Annotated in this window: 18 protein-coding genes; 10 read left to right on the top strand and 8 right to left on the bottom strand. The window is 67.8% G+C overall.

Annotation, left to right across the window (positions count from 1 at the left end):
- Nucleotides 1-49: 49 nt before the first annotated feature.
- Together AC5FRV_RS16290 and AC5FRV_RS16285 are read right to left on the bottom strand one after the other, a co-directional pair.
- On the bottom strand, nucleotides 50-1,741 hold the full coding sequence (locus tag AC5FRV_RS16290) for a tRNA uridine(34) 5-carboxymethylaminomethyl modification radical SAM/GNAT enzyme Elp3 (protein WP_493562145.1): 1,692 nt from the start codon (nucleotides 1,739-1,741) through the stop codon (nucleotides 50-52).
- Between the two features lie 99 nt (nucleotides 1,742-1,840).
- A complete protein-coding gene (locus AC5FRV_RS16285) occupies nucleotides 1,841-2,644 on the bottom strand; it encodes a DUF6498-containing protein (protein ID WP_493562144.1) in 804 nt (267 codons plus the stop codon).
- Between the two features lie 215 nt (nucleotides 2,645-2,859).
- On the opposite strand from AC5FRV_RS16285, the gene AC5FRV_RS16280 reads away from it, so the two are divergent.
- From AC5FRV_RS16280 to AC5FRV_RS16270, 3 genes are all read left to right on the top strand, one after another.
- Nucleotides 2,860-3,876: a hypothetical protein gene (locus AC5FRV_RS16280; protein WP_493562143.1), complete on the top strand. Its 1,017-nt coding sequence runs from the start codon at nucleotides 2,860-2,862 to the stop codon at nucleotides 3,874-3,876.
- Nucleotides 3,870-4,691 carry a mechanosensitive ion channel family protein gene (locus tag AC5FRV_RS16275; RefSeq protein ID WP_493562142.1) on the top strand — a complete coding sequence of 274 codons (822 nt, stop codon included), beginning with the start codon at nucleotides 3,870-3,872 and terminating at the stop codon, nucleotides 4,689-4,691. Before AC5FRV_RS16280 ends, AC5FRV_RS16275 begins: the two co-directional genes overlap by 7 nt.
- A 113-nt stretch (nucleotides 4,692-4,804) precedes the next feature.
- On the top strand, nucleotides 4,805-4,933 hold the full coding sequence (locus AC5FRV_RS16270) for a hypothetical protein (protein ID WP_493562141.1): 129 nt from the start codon (nucleotides 4,805-4,807) through the stop codon (nucleotides 4,931-4,933).
- On the opposite strand, the gene AC5FRV_RS16265 is transcribed toward AC5FRV_RS16270, so the two are convergent.
- From AC5FRV_RS16265 to AC5FRV_RS16245, 5 genes are all read right to left on the bottom strand, one after another.
- A complete protein-coding gene (locus tag AC5FRV_RS16265; RefSeq protein ID WP_493562140.1) occupies nucleotides 4,934-5,428 on the bottom strand; it encodes a cupin domain-containing protein in 495 nt (164 codons plus the stop codon).
- Nucleotides 5,429-5,548: 120 nt separating this feature from the next.
- Complete coding sequence (locus AC5FRV_RS16260) at nucleotides 5,549-7,795, bottom strand: OB-fold nucleic acid binding domain-containing protein (protein ID WP_493562139.1); 2,247 nt, start codon at nucleotides 7,793-7,795, stop codon at nucleotides 5,549-5,551.
- A 120-nt stretch (nucleotides 7,796-7,915) separates the two neighbouring features.
- Entirely contained in the window at nucleotides 7,916-8,179 is a 264-nt protein-coding gene (locus tag AC5FRV_RS16255) for a hypothetical protein (protein ID WP_493562138.1), read from the bottom strand.
- Nucleotides 8,180-8,259: 80 nt separating this feature from the next.
- Entirely contained in the window at nucleotides 8,260-8,877 is a 618-nt protein-coding gene (locus tag AC5FRV_RS16250; RefSeq protein ID WP_493562137.1) for a YIP1 family protein, read from the bottom strand.
- A 21-nt stretch (nucleotides 8,878-8,898) separates the two neighbouring features.
- Entirely contained in the window at nucleotides 8,899-9,477 is a 579-nt protein-coding gene (locus tag AC5FRV_RS16245) for an NADPH-dependent FMN reductase (protein WP_493562136.1), read from the bottom strand.
- Between the two features lie 247 nt (nucleotides 9,478-9,724).
- On the opposite strand from AC5FRV_RS16245, the gene mbhE reads away from it, so the two are divergent.
- The 7 genes from mbhE (at nucleotide 9,725) to mnhG (ending at nucleotide 15,875) form a co-directional block, all read left to right on the top strand.
- Nucleotides 9,725-12,079 carry a hydrogen gas-evolving membrane-bound hydrogenase subunit E gene (mbhE, locus tag AC5FRV_RS16240; RefSeq protein ID WP_493562135.1) on the top strand — a complete coding sequence of 785 codons (2,355 nt, stop codon included), beginning with the start codon at nucleotides 9,725-9,727 and terminating at the stop codon, nucleotides 12,077-12,079.
- Nucleotides 12,076-12,540 carry an MnhB domain-containing protein gene (locus AC5FRV_RS16235; protein WP_493562134.1) on the top strand — a complete coding sequence of 155 codons (465 nt, stop codon included), beginning with the start codon at nucleotides 12,076-12,078 and terminating at the stop codon, nucleotides 12,538-12,540. Before mbhE ends, AC5FRV_RS16235 begins: the two co-directional genes overlap by 4 nt.
- On the top strand, nucleotides 12,537-12,887 hold the full coding sequence (locus AC5FRV_RS16230) for a sodium:proton antiporter (RefSeq protein ID WP_493562133.1): 351 nt from the start codon (nucleotides 12,537-12,539) through the stop codon (nucleotides 12,885-12,887). Before AC5FRV_RS16235 ends, AC5FRV_RS16230 begins: the two co-directional genes overlap by 4 nt.
- The gene (locus AC5FRV_RS16225) at nucleotides 12,884-14,485 is read left to right on the top strand and encodes a complex I subunit 5 family protein (protein WP_493562132.1); all 1,602 of its coding nucleotides are present in this window, start codon (nucleotides 12,884-12,886) and stop codon (nucleotides 14,483-14,485) included. The genes AC5FRV_RS16230 and AC5FRV_RS16225 overlap by 4 nt, the downstream gene beginning before the upstream one ends.
- Nucleotides 14,482-15,138 carry a Na+/H+ antiporter subunit E gene (locus AC5FRV_RS16220; protein ID WP_493562131.1) on the top strand — a complete coding sequence of 219 codons (657 nt, stop codon included), beginning with the start codon at nucleotides 14,482-14,484 and terminating at the stop codon, nucleotides 15,136-15,138. The genes AC5FRV_RS16225 and AC5FRV_RS16220 overlap by 4 nt, the downstream gene beginning before the upstream one ends.
- Nucleotides 15,128-15,424 (top strand): monovalent cation/H+ antiporter complex subunit F, encoded by a 297-nt coding sequence (locus AC5FRV_RS16215; RefSeq protein WP_493562130.1) that lies wholly within the window; start codon nucleotides 15,128-15,130, stop codon nucleotides 15,422-15,424. Before AC5FRV_RS16220 ends, AC5FRV_RS16215 begins: the two co-directional genes overlap by 11 nt.
- Before the next feature lie 115 nt (nucleotides 15,425-15,539).
- Nucleotides 15,540-15,875, top strand: coding sequence for a monovalent cation/H(+) antiporter subunit G (mnhG, locus tag AC5FRV_RS16210; RefSeq protein ID WP_493562129.1), 336 nt, complete (start codon nucleotides 15,540-15,542; stop codon nucleotides 15,873-15,875).
- A gap of 25 nt (nucleotides 15,876-15,900) precedes the next feature.
- On the opposite strand, the gene AC5FRV_RS16205 is transcribed toward mnhG, so the two are convergent.
- The gene (locus AC5FRV_RS16205; RefSeq protein ID WP_493562128.1) at nucleotides 15,901-17,640 is read right to left on the bottom strand and encodes a histidine kinase N-terminal 7TM domain-containing protein; all 1,740 of its coding nucleotides are present in this window, start codon (nucleotides 17,638-17,640) and stop codon (nucleotides 15,901-15,903) included.
- Between the last annotated feature and the right edge of the window lie 89 nt (nucleotides 17,641-17,729).

The raw sequence follows: 17,729 nt of genomic DNA, 5'->3' as shown, positions 1-17,729 counted from the left end.
GGGCCAAAAGAGGGCCCTCACACAGTTCGAGCCCGCACGTCAGATCCGGTTACAACCGTTTGCTCACGTACGGCCCGTCCTGGCGATAGCCGAGCTTCTCGCGGTAGTACTCGCGCACGCCGATGCCCGAGATGACGGCGAGCTTCGAGTAGCCGGCGTCAGCAGCGAGTTCCTCGGCCTTCGCCAGCAGCCGGCGGCCGTAGCCGCGATGCTGGTGCTGGCCCACGGCGTCGTCGCCAGACTGGTCCGCCGCGTTCTGCGCTGCGCTCCCGACTCCCACCTGACTCCCGTAGACGTGCAGTTCCCGGACGATCGCGGCGTCGTCGAGTTCCCGCCGCACCGGGTCGTTGGGGAACCGGAGCCGGCAGAAGCCCACGAGGAGGTCCTTCTCGAAGTCCTCGAAGGAGATGAAGTGCTCCGTGCCGCCGCCGGACTCGTAGGTCATGACGTCGAGTTCGACCTTCTCGGGGTCCTCGTCGTTCATCCCGACCTCGCGACAGCGGATGCAGTCGCAGGTCCACCCGTGCTCGTCCATGCGCTGGCGGGCGAGCTGGCGGAGGTTGGACTTCCAGACGCCGCCCTCGATGAAGTCCGCGGGGATGTCCCGCTGGACGCGCTGGAGGCGCGTGTAGCGGGGGATCATGTCCTTGATCTCGGCGACGAGTTCGGCGGCCTCCTCGTTCTCCAGGGGCTGGAACTCGTCCTTGCGGTACCAGTCGTAGGTGACGGTGCCCTCGACGACGAGGGTGGGGTATATCTTGAGGTAGTCGGGTCGCCAGTCGGCGTTATCGAAGATGCGCCGGAAGTCCTCCAGGCACATCTCCTTGGACATCCCGGGCTGGCCTGGCATCATGTGGAAGCCGACCTTGAACCCGGAGTCGCGCAGGCGGCGGTTGGCGTCGATGGAGTCCTGGGTGCCGTGGCCGCGGTGCATCTCCCGGTTGATGCGTTCGAATGTGGTCTGGACGCCGACCTCGACCTTGGTTCCACCCAGATCGAGCATCCGGTCGATCTGCTCGGGGTCACACCAGTCGGGCTTGGTCTCGAACGTCGTCGCCACGTTGCGCACGTCGGCCGTCTCGTTCTCGGCGACGACGTCCTCCAGGTAGCTGAACTCGTACTCGTCGGGGTCCTGTGCGAAGCTGACGCCCTCGGCGGGTTCCGGCGGCGCGTCGACGTCGAAGGCGTTCATCGCCTCCAGCGCGCGCTTGACGAACCACTCCTGGTAGTCGTGCGAGCGAGCGGTCATGGTTCCGCCCATGAGGATCAACTCGGCCTTGTCGACGGGGTGACCGATCTGTCGCAACTGGTTGAGCCGCAGCGTCACCTGGCCGTAGGGGTCGTAGTCGTTCTGCTCGCCGCGCGCGGCCGCGGGCTCGTGGCCCGTGTAGGACTGCGAGGACGAGAACTCCGAGTCGGGCCCGCCGGGGCAGTAGAGACACTTGCCGTGGGGACACCGCTTCGGCGAGGTCATGATGGCGATGGGCGAGACGCCCGAGGCGGTCCGGACGGGCTTGCGCTGGAGTACCTCCTCCAGTTCCTCGCGCTGCTCGTTCGGAACGTAGTCCATCAGCTCCGAGTTCTTCGGGACCTTCGGCGCGGAGTACTCCGAGCACACCTCCATCTTCGCGCTCTCGACGTCGTCGCGTTCGAGGTCGCCCGCGAGGATTCGACTCACGAGTTCCTCACAGACCTGCTCGAACGCCTCCGTCTCGGTGGGCTCGGTCGTCTCGGTGCTCATCGGTTCGGTTGCTCGTGAATGGTCGTTTCGCGCGAATAAGGGTATCGCTCCTGCGGAAGGCGCGTCCACGGTCGCTTGCGTGGCCCTTCGAAGACCGGCTTACTCCGCGTTCGAGTGCGGGTCCTCCGGGGAGAGTATGGATGCGAGTCCCGCCGCATCCGTAGATTCAGCGGCCTGGAAGCGGCCCCACTCGCCGCCGATTTTGATCGCGAACCAGCCGCCGTAGGCCATCGTCAGAAACCCAGTCTCGGCGGCGTCGCTCGAAACCGCCTCCGCGACGAAAAACGTCGAGAACGCCGTCAGGACCGTCCAGACGATGAGGGCACTCCCCAGTACGGTCAAAACGCGGAGCGGGACGTCGAGTACCGTCTGCGGTGATAGCGACTCGTACCGGTGCGTCTCGAAGTACCTGCCGTAAGCCTCGTGAATGTGCGAGCCGACGGCCGCCAGCAGCGACCCGAGTACCATCGGGGACTCCAGCTGGGTCATCGGTCGCCCGCCGCCGAGGACGGTGTCGAGGAGGGCGTAGCCGACGGTGAGAGAGATCAGGCCGAACGAAAACGACGCCGCGACGACGCCGACGTTTCGCGGATACACTGGGGGTAGCCGCCCGTGGAGGGTGATGGGCCGGATTCCGTCGAGCCATCCCTCACCGACGAAGCCGTCTTCGCCGACACCAGGCAGTTGTACGCGCCGGTCCCGGGTGACTATCTCACCCTGGGTGAACAGGGCACACCCGGCGTAGACGCACAGCAGCCCAAGCAGGTCGACCCAGTAGAACAGGTACAGCGTCGACAGATCCCACCCGAACCAGAGGACGCCCGCGACGGGAAGGAGATTGACGAGGAGGACCGGAGCGAACCCACCGAGACTGTCGGCGTCTCCGGTTCGCGGTCGCACCATCTACAGTCCTTCACTTATCCCCGATCGCTTAAATTAACTCCGCTATATGGCGGCGGAAGGCGCCCCACGATCAGGTCCGTCTCGTCCGACAGTGACGGAGCGAGTCCCCGACGGAGGAATACGTTCGCCACTCACCGTAAGGTCGAATCAATCCGAAGTGACTGGGAAACAAACTTGTACGCTCCTGCATACAGCCCGGCAAGGAGTCACCGAACGTGGACGTCACACCGGAGCAACTCCGCGACACTGGCTTCGCGGTCCAGTTCGACGCCGTCGCCGAGACCGTTTCAGTCGCCGACCGGGACCGTGGGCCGAACCTCGCGGTCGTCTCGGACCCGTACGCTGGCCGGGACCTGCTGGTCGACCACGTCGTGACCCGACTCGATGACCCGACCCGCGTCGCCCTCGAGGGCGTGGCCAGCGGGGAAGAGCTACCCGAGCTCGCGAGCCGGGACGCCGGCGACGCCGTCGTCGTCGAGAACTGTCACTACCTGTTCTCGCGGGAGGTCGGCGGGTTCGGCTGCCTGGAAGGGTTCCTCGAAGCGATCGCACTCTCGTCGCCGACGGTGGTCACGTCGTGGAACGCGGCCGCGTGGTCGTACCTGGACGCGGTCAGGGACGTCTCGCAATCGTTCGACCGCGTGGTCCACCTCCCGCCGATCGACGCCGTCGACCTCGCGAGGATCGTCGAGGCCCACCACGACGGCCCGCTTCCCGAGTTCGTCCAGACGTCTGCCGACGGCCGGGTCAAGACCGTCTCGTTCGACCGCGCGACGGTGTCCCCGCTGGGCAGTCGCGAGGTGACGGTGCCGATGCCGAACCTCAACACGGAGTACTTTCTGTCCCGTGACGCGACGGAGACCGTGGGCGACGTGGAGGCGGTCGTGTTCCAGAAACTGGTCCAGGTCGCGGGCGGGAATCCCGGCGTCGCGACGGCCTGCTGGGACGAGAGCGTCCGCGACGGTCAGGTAGCACCGGGATTCGTCGCGGAGTACGATCCGCAGTTCTCGCTGGACGACGACGCGGCCTTCGTCCTCGAACTGGTCGTGTCGAACGACCGGATCCGACGCCAGACCCTCGACCAGATCCGACCGACCGTCCAGGTCGACAAGGCGCTCCAGACGCTCGCCGAGTCGGGACTCGTTGCCGTCGACGGCGAGTGGGCGCGCGTGGCACCCACTCACTGGCGGGCGGCGAAGGAGCACCTCGAAGGGAGGCAGTTACTGTGGTGACGCTCCTCCAGACCGTCACCGACGGGTTCTCGCTCGACCCCGCTGTCGTCGTCCAGGCCCTCCTCGTACTGGTCGGCGCATACGTGGCCGGGCGGACAGTCAGCGGCGCGCTCACGCGCATCGCCGACCGGTTCCTCGCTCAGCGGTTCCGGGTCACGCTTTTGATACCGATCGTCAAGTTCGTCATCTACGGCGGTGCGTTGTACGTCACGGCTACCCTCCTGTTCAAACTCACGACCGCACAGCTGGTGGCTTTCTCCGGCGTCCTGGGCGTCGCCGTCGGCCTCGGCCTGAAGGACCTGTTCGCGGACGTCGTCGGCGGCCTCGTGCTCGTCACCGAGCAGCCCTACCAGATCGGCGATATGGTGACTATCGGCACCCACTACGGTGAGGTCGTCGACATCGGCATTCGCTCGACGAAGCTGTTCACGCTCGACGACACGATGGTCACCGTCCCCAACTACCTGTTTTTCAACGAGGCGATCGCCAACGCGAACGACGGCAACGCCGAGATGCTCGTCACGGTGACGTTCCAGGTCGACCCCGGTTCCGACGCGAACCGGGCGCGAGACATCGTCGAGGAGGCCCTGCTCAGTTCGCAGTACGTCTACGTCTCGGATGCGGCGCCGGTGGAAGTGTTCGTCTCGGACGAACTCCACTACCGGATGGTCGAGGGGCGGGCCTACGTCAACGACCTGCGCAACCAGTTGCGCTTCGAGTCTGACGTCTCCGAACGCGTCCTCGCTGCGTTCGCGGCCGCGGACATCGAGTCGCCGCAAGTGCCGGCCAGCGTCGCGGACGGTGCGGAGGGCTAGCGGTCACACACGCTCGGTCGCGGGCGGAGTCTGGCGCGCTCAACGGAGTAACGGTCGTGTTCGCGGTGCGCACGGCCGTGAGTCTGAATAGCGGGGAACGACGAATCACGGGTATGGCAGCCGAGACCGAAGCGGACGACGACCTCTCGAAGCCACCCTTCCGTGGCTGCGTCTTCTGCTACACGGCGGAGATGGGCGTCTATGGCCTCAGGAAGGGGCTCAGACGCGTCACGGACGACTGATCACGCCTCGTCCCAGTAGGGAACCTCGGCGTCGCGGTCCAGGTAGGTCGACAGCGTCCGTTCGTCCCTGTCGCCGCCCGGAGCACTCCCGGCGTACAGCCCGACTTTGTCGTCGTCAGGATACACCGTAATATCGGGCTCGTTCATCGTCGAGACCATCAGGTAGCGCAGCCCGCCTTCGCCCCCCTCGATGGCGTGGGTTCCCGCTTCGCCGCGCGGGAGTGCGACGAAGTCGCCGGCCGAGAGGTCGTGTACCTCGGCGTCGGGCCCGAGAGCGATAGTCCCCGTCCCGGAGAGGACGAAGACGGCCTCCGCGTTTCCCTCGTGGTAGTGGCGGAGCCAGTCCTGCTTGCCCTCGGGTAGCTCGTACAGACTACAGCCGAGTTCGTCGCCGGCAGTCGCCGCCCCGAGTTGCTTCCGACGGAACTCGTGGTCGCCGTGTTCCACGTCGTCCCACTCCAGGTCGTCCTCGTCCACTAGCTGGTCGTCTGACATGCCGAGACGGTACCGGGCAGGACCTCTTGAATCATTCCCCGGGCTGGGAACCGTTCACTCCCGTCCGCGACCGGGAGCGTCGCCACTGGCGTGCGAAGCGAAGCGGAGGAAGGTGGCCCGTTACTGCTCGCTGGCGACGACGTCGAGCGTCGCGTCGAGCACGTCGTCGCGCTCGCCCGCGAGGAAGCGGATGCTCTGCTCGCGCGCGCTCCGGGCGCTCACGCCCGCGTCGGGGACGCGCTCGGCGACGTCCCAGGCGACCTGGTGGACGTCGACGTGGTCGTCGGTGCGAACGTACAGCGTGTCCGTGTCGAGGCCGACGAGGACGTCGACGTCGTCGTCCTGCTGACGGTACAGTTCGTCGAGCAGGAGCGTCGACGGCGGGAAGTCGTAGCCGTGGGTGAACGCCGCCGTGTCGAGGATGGCGACGGAGGTGTCGCCCACCTCGTCCACGTCGAGGTTCGCGCTGGCCGTCTCGACTTCGGTGTCGAGTTTCGTCCGGAACTGCTCGGCGATGTTGGCGGCGAGGCCGCCGACGTCCGTCTCGTCGTCGCCGAACAGCAGGTCGATGACGAGTTCGCGCTTGTCCTCGTAGGACTGGTAGAACGCCTCCAGCGCGACGGCCTCGCGGAGCTGACGGACGGCGTCCGCGTCGTAGCCCGCATCGGCCGCGGCGTCGAGGTAGGCCTCGGGCGTGTCGTCCCAGAAGCTCACCGCGGGGAGGTGCTCCAGGTCGGAGCGCACGTCCTCGTTGACGTGGGCGGCGACGTTGGCGGCCAGCGCCGTCGCGGTGGTCTCCGGCGAGTCCGACAGCGCTGGGCTGAGGATGGTGTCGACGGAGTCGACGACCTCGTCGTCCGCGTCGGCGTCGTCGAGGACGACCCGCGGCGCGCCGTAGACGTCCAGCAGTTCGAAGCCGTCGAGGCTTTCACGGGTGCCGCCGGCGGCGACGAAGACGAACAGCGGCACCTTCTCGTCGTGGCGCTCGCGGTTCTCCAGCATCTGGGTGGCGTCCTTGGTGGCGTCGTCCATGTCGTAGACGCCGCCCTCCAGGGGTCGCCGGTCGAAGTAGTGGTACTCGGCGTCGGCGCGGCGGTGCTCCTCGCGGACGAGGGGCAGGGTCGCGCGCTCGATGGCGACGCCGGCGACGTAGCCGTCGGCCGTCGCGGAGTGGCGGACGATGACCGGGCGGTCGGTGATGACGGCCTTCCGGATGGCGGTCGCGGCCTCGACGAGACTGTCGCTCAGTCCCTCGATGGCCGTGTCGTCTGCCAGCGGGTCGACGGCGTCGGGCCGGGCCCGCGCGTCGAGTGCGTCGGCCATCCGCTCCTCGACCGTCTCGCGCTCGTCGGCTTCGAGCGCCTCGAGCGATTCGGTCTCGACCTGCAGTTCGCCGCGGCGGTCCCGGACCTCGCCGTCGAGGCGGACGACGTCGGCTTCCTCGACTTCGGGATAGGCGCGGACGCCGGCCTCGACGAAAGCGGCGCAGTCGACCGTCCCCGTCTCGTCGCGGACCTCGAACACCGTCGGGCCGCTCGTCTGGCGCACGTTGGTCACCTCGCCCTCGAGGCGGACGTCGTCGCCGACGCTGTCCTCGAGGTCGCCGATCTGGACGCGTTCGTACTCGCGCTCCTGGACGACGGCGCCGCCGGCCGTCGCGGACTCGGCGGCGTCGGAGCCGTCCCGGTCGTCGGCTGAACTGGCACCTTCGCTCGCGGCGTCGCCGGTACTGGTCTCAGCGATGGCGCTCGCGGCCTGTTCCACGCGCTCGTCGTCGGTGTCGCCGACCGCGCCGTTCTCGACGTCGGCCGCGCCGGTCGAAACGGTCTGACCGGATTCGTCCGCGTCAGTCGACCCCTGTCGGGAGTCGTCGCGCTCGGACTGCTCGGGGGGAGACGACTGGGTGACCGTTACCTGGCTGGCGTCGTCCTCCGACGCGTCCGTGCCAGCCGCCTCACTCCCGTTTCCCGCTCCGTCCACCTCGTCGGCGAGACGGGCGTGGTCGAACTCGGGGTCGTCGACGAGGACGCCGCGGAACTCGCGGTCCTCCTGTCGGATCGACCAGCCCAGGTCGATGTTGCCGTTGTCGCGCACGTTCTTGACCTTCACGAACACCTCGTCGCCCGGCTCCCAGTCGAGGGAGTCCAGGCGGCGGTCCAGTTCGCTCCGGTGAAGCAGGCCGGTGACGCTGTCACCGATGTCGACGAAGACGCCGAACTCGGCGAAGCCGTCTACGGAGCCGCGATAGTAGCGGTTGTTGGTCAGTTGATTCGGGTGGTCGCCGCGGAACTCGAACAGCACGTCTTCCTGGTGAAGGTCGCAAATGTGACCGTCGACAGACGTGCCGCAGATGATACACGAACCCATTGCACGGTGAAAGAATGCCGCCACTAAAACGGTTGTCGAATCTCCGCGAGGCCGGCGCGGGGAAGTTCGGCCCGAATTCGACGCCGGGATCCCCGTTCCGTCACTCGAATATCGCCCCTGTCACTCGAAAACGGGACTGTCCTCCTCCAGCATCTCCACGCCGCGGGCGATCTCCCGGGCTTGCTCGGGAAAGAGGGCCACCTCGATCTCCGACCCGTCCTCGTCGGTGAAGCCGATCTTCACCCGCTTGTCGCCGTACTCGCGGACGTCGACGCCCTCGACGTCGTAGAGTTTCGCCGTCGCCGTGCGGTTCGAGGGGCCGACGTGCTTGATCGCGCCGTCCTTGAGTTCGAACATGAAGTCGTCGAGGTCGAGCGTGAGCATGGTATCGATTGCGCGTGGGGCGACCGTAAAGCTGGCCGTCGGGGAAACAGAGAACAGGGGCGACGCCGCTGGAGAACCGCTCAGATCAGCATCTGCACGGCGGCGACGCCGCGGAAGGCGTAGCCGAACACGAGCAACGCGGGGACGGCCCCGAGCAGTGCGGCCCTGGGAACCGAGAGGTCGTGGATCACGCTCGTCCCGACGACGTACAGCACGCTGCCCCAGAGCGCACAGGCGATCCGCAGTTCCGGGAACGGCAGGCCCGCGAGCACGCACGGCGCGGTGGCGTACGCGATGACCTGGACCGTCTGGCTCACGCCACCCCGGTCGGGCGCGAACGGCGCGAGCAAGAGCGTCTGGAGGGCGGCCGTCAGGTGCAACACCGCCGGCGCGACGAAGACGACGACGGCCAGTAGCGCGAGCAGGGACTCCAGCGGTCCCAGGTCGCCGATGAGGGGGTACGGAAACGGACCCGTCGAGAGGGCGCCCCGGGCGGCGAGATCGACGACGGCGAACCGGCTGGCCTCCTCAACGAGGACGACGACCGAGGCGAACACGAGGCCGGGCGCCTGGTCGCCGGGGGCGACGCCGCGCTCGAAGAAGCGTCGTGGCCGGGTCAGTACTTCGAACCACGCGCGCGCGAGCGCCGTCGGTCCGCGGTCGCGTCCGCCCGTCGGGTCCTCGATCCACTGTGTCATAGTGTGTCCGTCCCTCCGGGGTCAGTCGTCCGCACCGACGTTCTCCTCGCTCTCCATGCTCGCCGGATCGGGGGTGATTCCGGCGTACTGGACCGCCTCCTCGCCGAGCGTGGTGACGCGCCGCCGGACCGAGTCGTCGACCAGTTCCTCGCCGCGGAAGGCGCTGCTCGCGCGCGGAATGGCGGCCTGGTGGGGGATGACCCAGCAGTCCAGCGAACGGCACACCGACCGGAGGTGGTCGAGCGCGGTGATGGGGAAGCTCCCGCCCGCGACGCACAGCAGGCCGACGGTCTTCTTCTCGAACTCGTCGAAGCCGCAGTAGTCCAGCGCGTTCTTCAGCGGCGCGGAGTAAGAGCCGTGGTACACCGGCGTCCCGAGGAGGATGGAGTCGGCCGCCTGCACCGCTTCGCGGAACGCCTCGCCGTCGCCGGCGTCCTCGTCGTCGGGGTCGAGCACCGGCAGGTCCCACTCGCGGAGATCCAGTAACTTGGTCGTCGCGCCGAGTTCCTCGGCCGCGTCGAGGGCGATCCGGAGCGCCTTTCGCGTGTGGCTGTCGTCGCGGAGGCTCCCACAGAGGGCCACGACGTGCGTCTCGGTCATTACGTCGTCCGAGGGCGCGCCGGGATAAAAGCCCGGCCACTTTGCACCGGTGACCTGCTCTGTCGAGTCGGTTACCGGGCCACACCGCCGATTGCAGCAGTTATTCAACCCTGGAACCCTCAATACGCATACAATCAGCGTTCGCTCACGCCGACGGCGATAGCGACCTGCCCCCGAGGACAGGCGGCCTGAGCGCCCTCGAGGTGGAAACTGCCTGCGATCGAAACCCCTGCGGTAGTTCACTCAGATGAGTCCGGAACTGTCGGTGGTGACGACGGCGATCGCCCTCCCGTTCGTCGGTGCTGCAGCCACGCCACTGATCTACCGGTGGTTCGGCGAGCGGACGGGGTACGCGGCCGCCGCGCTCGCGCTCGTGAGCTTCGGCCTGCTCGCGACGCAACTCGGGGAGTACGGCACGGTCGCCGCCCCGTGGATACCCTCGCTCGGCGTCGCACTGCGATTCACCGTCGACGGCTGGGCGCTCCTGTTCGCACTCCTGGCCAGCGGTATCGGCGTGCTCGTCTTCACCTACTCGGCGGCGTACATGCACGGTGGTCACAACTTGCAGCGGTACTACGCCGCCCTGCTCGCGTTCATGGGTTCCATCCTCGGCGTCGCGCTGGCCGCGGATCTGGTCGTCGTCTTCCTCTTCTGGGAGCTGACGAGCCTCGCCTCGTTCGTCCTCATCGGTCACCACACGACCGACGGCGAGTCGCGATACGCCGCCCGAATGGCGATGCTCGTCACCGTCGGCGGCGGGCTCTGCCTGCTCGCCGGCCTGCTCGTCCTCTCCCTCGCGGCGCGACAGGCGCTCGGCACGGCCACCTTCGACCTGGCGACGATGCTCGCCAACGACGAGGCGATGCGAAGCGCCCTGCGCGACCAGGGGCTGTTCGTCCCCGCACTGGTCCTGATCGCTATCGCGGCCGCTGCCAAGTCCGCTCAGGTCCCGCTGCACTTCTGGCTCCCCAACGCGATGGTCGCGCCGACGCCCGTCTCTGCGTTCCTCCACTCCGCGACGATGGTGAAGGTCGGCGTCTACTTCGTCGGCCGACTCCGTCCGCTCCTGAGCGGGCCGGAGTGGACGCTACTGTTCGCGACGCTCGGGCTGGTGACGATGACGGTCGGTGCGTTGCTCGCCGTCGCCTCGACGGGCACGAAGGAACTACTCGCCTACTCCACCGCGAGCCACCTCGGTCTGATGGTCGCTGGCTTCGGGTTCGGTGCCGTCGCTGGCGGCGAAGCCGGCGCGTTCCACTTGCTCAACCACGCGCTGTTCAAGGCGCCGCTGTTCCTCGTCGCCGGCATCCTGGCTCACGAGGCAGGCTCGCGCAGTCTCGACAACATGAGCGGCCTCCGGCGAGAACTCCCGGTGACGGCCGCGATCTCGGTCGTCGCGGGACTCAGTATGGCCGGGATTCCGCCCTTCAACGGCTTCTACTCCAAGGAGCTCCTCTTCGAGGCGGCCTACGAGTTCGCCCACGAGGCGGGGGGACTGGCGTGGCTCTATCCGGCAGTGGCCACCGTCGCGAGTATCTTCACCGTCCTGTACTCGCTCAAGTTCCTCGCCGTCTTCTTCGGCGAGCGCCGCGCGCCCCAGAAGACTGTCCCGCGACCGCCCACAGCGCTCGTGGTCCCGCCCGCAGTGCTCGCCCTCGGCGTGCTGGTCGTCAGCGCCGTCCCGCAGTTCGCCGTCGACCTGATCGTCCAGGGCGCCGTCGACGCCACTGCCCGCGGGCAGCCGGAATTCAGCGTCCACTTCCCGCCGAAACACGTCACGCCACCGCTCCTGATGTCCGGCGTCGCCATCGTCGGTGGCGTCGCCGCGTACCCGGTCACGGACCGCGTCGCGCGCGCTATCGAGACGGTCCGTGACTCGACGGTGCTGATCAGGCCGAGCGGCTGGTACGACCGTGCGCTCTCCGAAACCGAACGCGCTGGCGCGCGAGTCGGTCCGCTCGTCCACACCGGCGTCCTCAGGACGTACGTCGTCTGGGGACTCGCGACGGTGAGCGTCCTCGTCCTCGCGGGTTACGTCGCGACCAGTGCCAGTGTCCCCGCCGTCGACGGCCTCGGCGTTCCACTGATCGTCGCGCTCGTCCTGTTGATCGCGCTGCTCGCCGGGTTCGCCGTTCCCACGGCGCCCTCGCACGTCGCGGGCGTGCTCACCCTCTCCATCCTGGGATTCGTGCTGGCGATCTTCTACATCGTCGCGAGCGCTCCGGACCTGGCGCTGACCCAGCTCGTCGTCGAGACGCTCGTCCTGTTGATCTTCCTGCTCGTCCTCCAGCGACTGCCGGAGTTCTACGCGGACCTCGACCGGTTCGTCGTCGGTCGCGACGTGGTCCTCTCGCTCGTCGTCGGCGTGATGGCCTTCGTCTCGACGCTGCTCGTCAGCCCGGACCCGGCGGCAGATCCGACGGAGCTGGCGCGCTACTACGCGACGGAGGCCGTCCCGGAGGGCGGCGGGACGAACGTCGTCAACGTCGTCCTCGTGGACTTCCGCGGCTTCGACACGATGGGGGAACTCGTCGTGATCACCATCGCGGCCGTCTCGGTCCTCGTGCTGGTGACGATGCGGACGCGGGGTGAGACGCAGTGACGACGACGATCATGAAGACGACGGCGCGGATCGCGGTCCCGATCATCCTGGTGCTGGCGGTCTCGCTGTTCTTCCAGGGCCACAACCTGCCCGGTGGCGGATTCATCGGCGGCGTGCTGACGACGACCGCGTTCGTCCTCGTCTACGTCGCCTACGGGCTGGACTACCTCGAGGCCGGTGTCCTCGACCGCGAGGTCGACCCGGGGACCGGTATCTTCGAACACCGCTCGGTCACCGCCTACAGGCGGACGTTCGTGCTCGGGCTCACTATCGTCGTCGGGAGCGGTCTCGCCGGCCTGCTACTCGGCGGGTCGTTTCTGGCCCAGGACTACGTCATCCTCCACGACGTCCCAATCTACCACGAGGTCGAACTCGCGAGCGCGCTGGTGTTCGACCTGGGGGTCTACCTCGTCGTGGTCGGCGGGCTCCTCACGATACTCTCGGTGGTGGGTGCGGAATGAGCGTCGCGCTGGCCGCCGTCGTCGGCGGGCTGTTCGCCGTCGGCACGTTCCTCCTGTTGCGCCGCAATCTGGTCCGGGTCGTCTGGGGCATCGCGGTCATCACCCAGGCGGCGAACGTCTACCTCATCGCGATGGGCGGGGTCCAGGCCCCGACCCACGACCTGGTCCCGGTCCTCGAAGGCCACGGGAGCGAGGTGTCACAGACGGCCGACCCGGTCGTCCAGGCGCTCGTGCTGACGGCCATCGTCATCAGCTTCGGGACAACGGCGCTGGCGCTGGCGCTCTCGTTCCGCGCCTACGAGGAGAACGGGTCCATCGACGTCGCGGAGTGGGGTGAAGAGGGATGAGTTTCCTCGTCGTCGCGCCGGTCGTGGTCGCCATCGCCAGCGTCGTCCTGGCGTTCCTGGTCTCTCGGTGGCCGCGGGTCCAGCGCGCGACGAGCGCCGCGACGGGCGCCGTCTACGCCGGGACCGTGGCGACTGCGGTGTGGCGGCTCGTGCTCGGTCCGGACGCACCCGGCGCGGCGGCCTACCAGCTCGGCGGCCACCCGGCACCGTTCGGCATCACGCTCGTCCTGGACGGGCTCTCGGCGTTCATGCTCGTCGTCGCCGCCGTCGTGGGGCTCGCGTCGATAACGTTCTCCGTCGTCTTCGTCGAGCGGGACAACCAGCGGGTGTACTACCACCCGCTCTTTCACTGCCTCCTCCTGGGTGTCACCGGCGCGTTCCTCACCGGCGACCTGTTCAACCTCTTCGTCTGGTTCGAGGTGATGCTGATGGCCAGCTACGTGTTCGTCGCCTTCTACGGCGGCGCTCGCCACACCGCGGCGGCCGTCCGGTACCTCGTCCTCAACGTCGTCGGCAGCGCGTTGATGCTGCTCGGCATCGGCGGCCTGTACGCGGTGACGGGGACGCTCAACATGGCCGACATGGCGCGCAGACTCGCCGACCCCGCGGCCTCCGGCATCGACCCGGCGCCGGTCGTCGGGCTCTCGGCGCTCCTGCTGGTCGTCTTCGCGCTCAAGGCCGGCCTGGTCCCCTTCCAGTTCTGGGTCCCCGCCGCGTACACCACCGCGCCGCTGCCGGTGACGGCGATGCTCGCCGGTGTGACCAAGAAGGTCGGCGTCTACGCCATCGTCCGCCTCTACTTCACCGTGCTGGCGGGCGCCGCGATTCCGGTCGACGTCCTCGGCGTCGCGGGCGACTCGCCGCTTTCGTTCCTGGCGCCGGTGCTCGCCGCGATGGGCGTCGCGAGCATCGTCGTCGGCGGCCTCGGCGCCGTCTCCAGGGACACCCTGGAAGGAACCTTCGCGTACTCGAGCGTGGGACAGGTGGGCTTCATCGTCGTTCCCGTCGCGATCGCGGCCGCCAGTACCGGTCAACTCCGGCAGATAGCCCTCGTCGCCGCGCTCGTGTACGCCCTCCACCACTCGCTGGCCAAGAGCCTGCTCTTCCTGTCGGCCGCCGCCGTCTCCGACGCGACCGGGACGAACCGCGTGCGAGACGTCGGTGGACTCGCTGGACGATCGCCCGTGCTCGCCGGCGCGTTCTTCGTCGGCATCCTGTCGCTCGTGGGGCTCCCGCCGCTGGCCGGCTTCTTCGGGAAGTTCTTCGTCTTCGACGTCTCGATCCGGTGGTACGCGGCGGCGCCGGGCTGGGCTCCCTTCGCCGTCTTCCTCTCGCTGCTGGCAGGCGCGCTGCTCACCATCGTCTACACGACCCGGACCTGGACGGGCTGTTTCTGGGGCGCCGAGACGCCAGCCGTCGACGGCTCGGTCGTCGACGGGAGACAGCTGGCCGTCCTCGTCGCGCTCGCGGCGGTCGTCGTCGCCGTCGGCGTCGGGTTCGACCCGGTGTACCGCTTCGCCGAGACGGCCGCCACGGCCGCGACGGAGCGCGGCGACTACGTCGAGGTCGTCTTCCCCGACGGAGGTGGGGCGGCGTGACGCGGCGCTGGCCGGTCGCCGGCGTGCTGTTCGGCGTCCTCTGGGTGTTCGTCCGGGGCGTCCCCCTCTCGCCGGACCCGATGCTCGGGCAGTTCCTCTTCGGCCTGGTCGTCGGAATGCCCATCGCGTTCGTGTTCAGGCGGCTGTACAGCGAGGGGATCGACCTCCGGCGGACGCTGCGGTCGATCCCGTACGCGTTCCTGTACGTAAGCCTGTTCACCAGAGAGGTCGTCGTCGGTAACATCGACGTCACGTACCGCGTCCTCGCGCCGTCCCAGCCCATCGAACCGGAGGTCATCCTCATCCCGCTCCGGGTCCGGACAGACCTCGGTGTGACCACTATCGCCAACAGCATCACCATCACGCCCGGGACGATAACGCTTGACTACGACGAGGCGGAGAACGCGCTGTACGTCCACGTCATCGACGGCCGCGACCCCGAGGCGATCGTTCGGCCCATCAGAAACTGGGAGGACTACGCCCTCCGGATTTTCGACGAGGAACTGTCGCCCGGCGACCCCGCGCCTGACTTCGCCGTCTACCCGCCGGACCAGACCCACCCGGTCCTCGAACAGGCCGGCGGCGGGCCGGACGCCCAGCCCGCAGATCCGGACGAGCACGCTGAATACGGAGGTGAGACCGATGGTCGCTGAGAGCGGACTGGTGACCACCGCCGCAGACGTCGCCATCGTCCTCGTGACGCTTCTGAGCCTCCTCTGTGGTTACCGGGTCGTCCGCGGACCGACCGTCCCCGACCGGGTCGTCGGCCTCGACGCCATCGCGACCAACGTCGTCGCCATCGCCGTCCTGTTCGCGCTCCGGACCGGCCGCGGCCTGTTCGTGACGGTGAGTCTCGTGCTCGCGGTCATCGGCTTCCTCTCGACGGTCGCCGTCGCGAAGTTCGTCACGGAGGGCGACATCATCGTCCGTCAGGAGTAACCATGCACTGTCAGACCCCACTCGACGACCGTTCGACGCCCTCGCCCAGTGAGCGAGCGGCAACCACCGGCAGCGAGATACTCGGCGGTTCGACGGTTGCGGAGAGGTGGATCTGATGGTCGGGCAGATCGAATCGCTCCTCGTCGTCGGCCTCGTCGCCGTCGGCTGTTTCTTCCTCACGGTCGGGACCATCGGCCTGCTCCGGTTGCCGAACGTCTACAATCGGATGCACGCGACGAGCAAACCCACGACGCTGGGCACCGTCTCCATCTTCCTCGCGGGATTCGTCTACTTCGGTCCCGGCGGCGCCGGCCTGCCGTCGCTCGTCGGCATCGCCTTCCTCTTCCTGACGGTGCCGACCGGTGCGCACATGATTTCCCGTGCGGCGGAGCGGACGGGGGTCCCGTTCCTGGGGGGCGTCACCTGGCCGGGGAAATCGGACGAGGAGTGACCAGTCTGGGCCCCGACTCGCCGCGTCAGAGTTCGGAGTTCGTGGGCGCCACCTGTCCGACGCCGTCGGTCTGCACGGTGGCCGAGGAGGGGCCGTCGACGAGGTCGACGTCGGAGAAGACGAACCGGGCACCGCCGTCGTGGCCGTCGGTCACGTGGACCGACCAGCCGTGCGCGCTGGCGATGGAGTCGACGATGGCGAGACCGAGGCCCGTTCCGTCGCTGTCGGTCGTGTACTCGTACTCGAACACTCTCTCCCGCTCGGCCGGGGGGATTCCGGGCCCGTCGTCCTCGACGTAGAACCCGTCGTCCTCGGGGCCCACGCGGATCGTGACGCCGGCGCCTCCGAACGACAGGGCGTTCCTGAACAGGTTCTCGAAGACGTTCTGCAACCGCGTCTCGTCAGCGAACACGCCCGTGTCGGGGTCCAGTTCGACCTCGAGGGTCGCGTCCGCCGTCGCGGTCGTCTGCCACGCCGCCTCGGCGACGTCGGTCAGGTCGACGAACTGCCGGTCGTCTATCGTACGTCCCTCGCGCGACAGCGTCAGCAGGTCGTCGATTATCTGCTCGATGCGCTCGACGGCGTCGTCTGCCCGTTCGAGCCGCTCGGTCGCGCCCGCGTCCATCGCCAGTTGGATGTTCCCCTGTGCGACGTTCAGCGGGTTCCGGAGGTCGTGCGATAGCGTGCTCGCGAACCGTTCGAGCTGCGTGGTCTGCTGTTCGAGGTCGCGGATCCGCCGTCGCCGCTCGGTGACGTCGTGGATGATGAGCCCGTAGCCGTGACAGTTCTCCTCGCTGGGGAGGTGGGACACCGTCACGTCGTAGACGCGCGGTTCGCCGTCACTGTAGGACGTAAACGAGGACGGAACCGGGCCGTCGTCGTCCGACTCCTCGTCGCCGGCGAGTGCGGGAACGAGGTCAGCGACGTTCGTTCCGATCTCACCCTCCAGTCCCGGGAAGGTGGCGATGGCGACGTTGTTGTAGTCTAGCAGCCGGAGATCGCGGTCGACGACGACGACGGCGTCGTTCAGTTCGTCGAACACCATCTCGCGCGCGAGTGGAACCAGGTCGAAGAGGTTGTACCGGTACACCCCCAGTCCGATGAAGAGCCCGGATACGACCGCACCGAACAGGAAGGCCGCGTCGGCAGGGACCGGGAGTATCTGGCCCAGCCAGAGGAACATGACCAGAAATGGGACGGTGAACGCCGCGAACAGCGCCACCGTCTGTGCGCGCGTCACACCGGTGTCCGACATCGCTCTGGCACCCAGCAGCGCCGGCGGGGCCACCATGAACAGCCAGAGCGGGAGCGAGACGATGCTGTAGAGACCAGTCGGCATCCCGTAGACGTACGTGATGGGTCCCGCCACGACCTGGTACTCGGTGTACGCCAGCCCGAACACGGGGTTGGTAATGGTCATCGCCGCGAGCAGGAGGTACCAGGCGGCGAAGACGCCGACGACGCGACGCGACAGCCATCGCGCGCGGCCGGTGTACGCGAGCGTGAACAGAAAGACGAGGAGCGGCACGCCGGAACTGATGGAGACGCTCACGTTGTAGAGGTACTTGGCGTACTGTATGTTCGGGGCAAGAGCGTGTGCGATGGCGAGGACTCCGAGAACCGGGTACGTGGCCGCCCAGTAGACGATGAGATTTGCGGCGAAGCTCTCGGCGTTCGACCGAATCCACACCGCTAGTGACAGCATAAACGTACTCGACAGGAGCACCGCGACGACGAACGTGGTTTCGGCGACGGTCGGACTCACTGCTGATAACAATGCCTGTCTTTCCATATGGCTCTTCGGGCCTCATGCATCCTGAGAGAGAGGAACTCGCAGCAATCTAGTCGCGGTTT

Source organism: Halomicrobium sp. HArcel3 (genome assembly GCF_058933135.1).
Note: the sequence above shows the minus strand (reverse complement) of the source record. Positions and strands in the feature narration are given on the sequence as shown.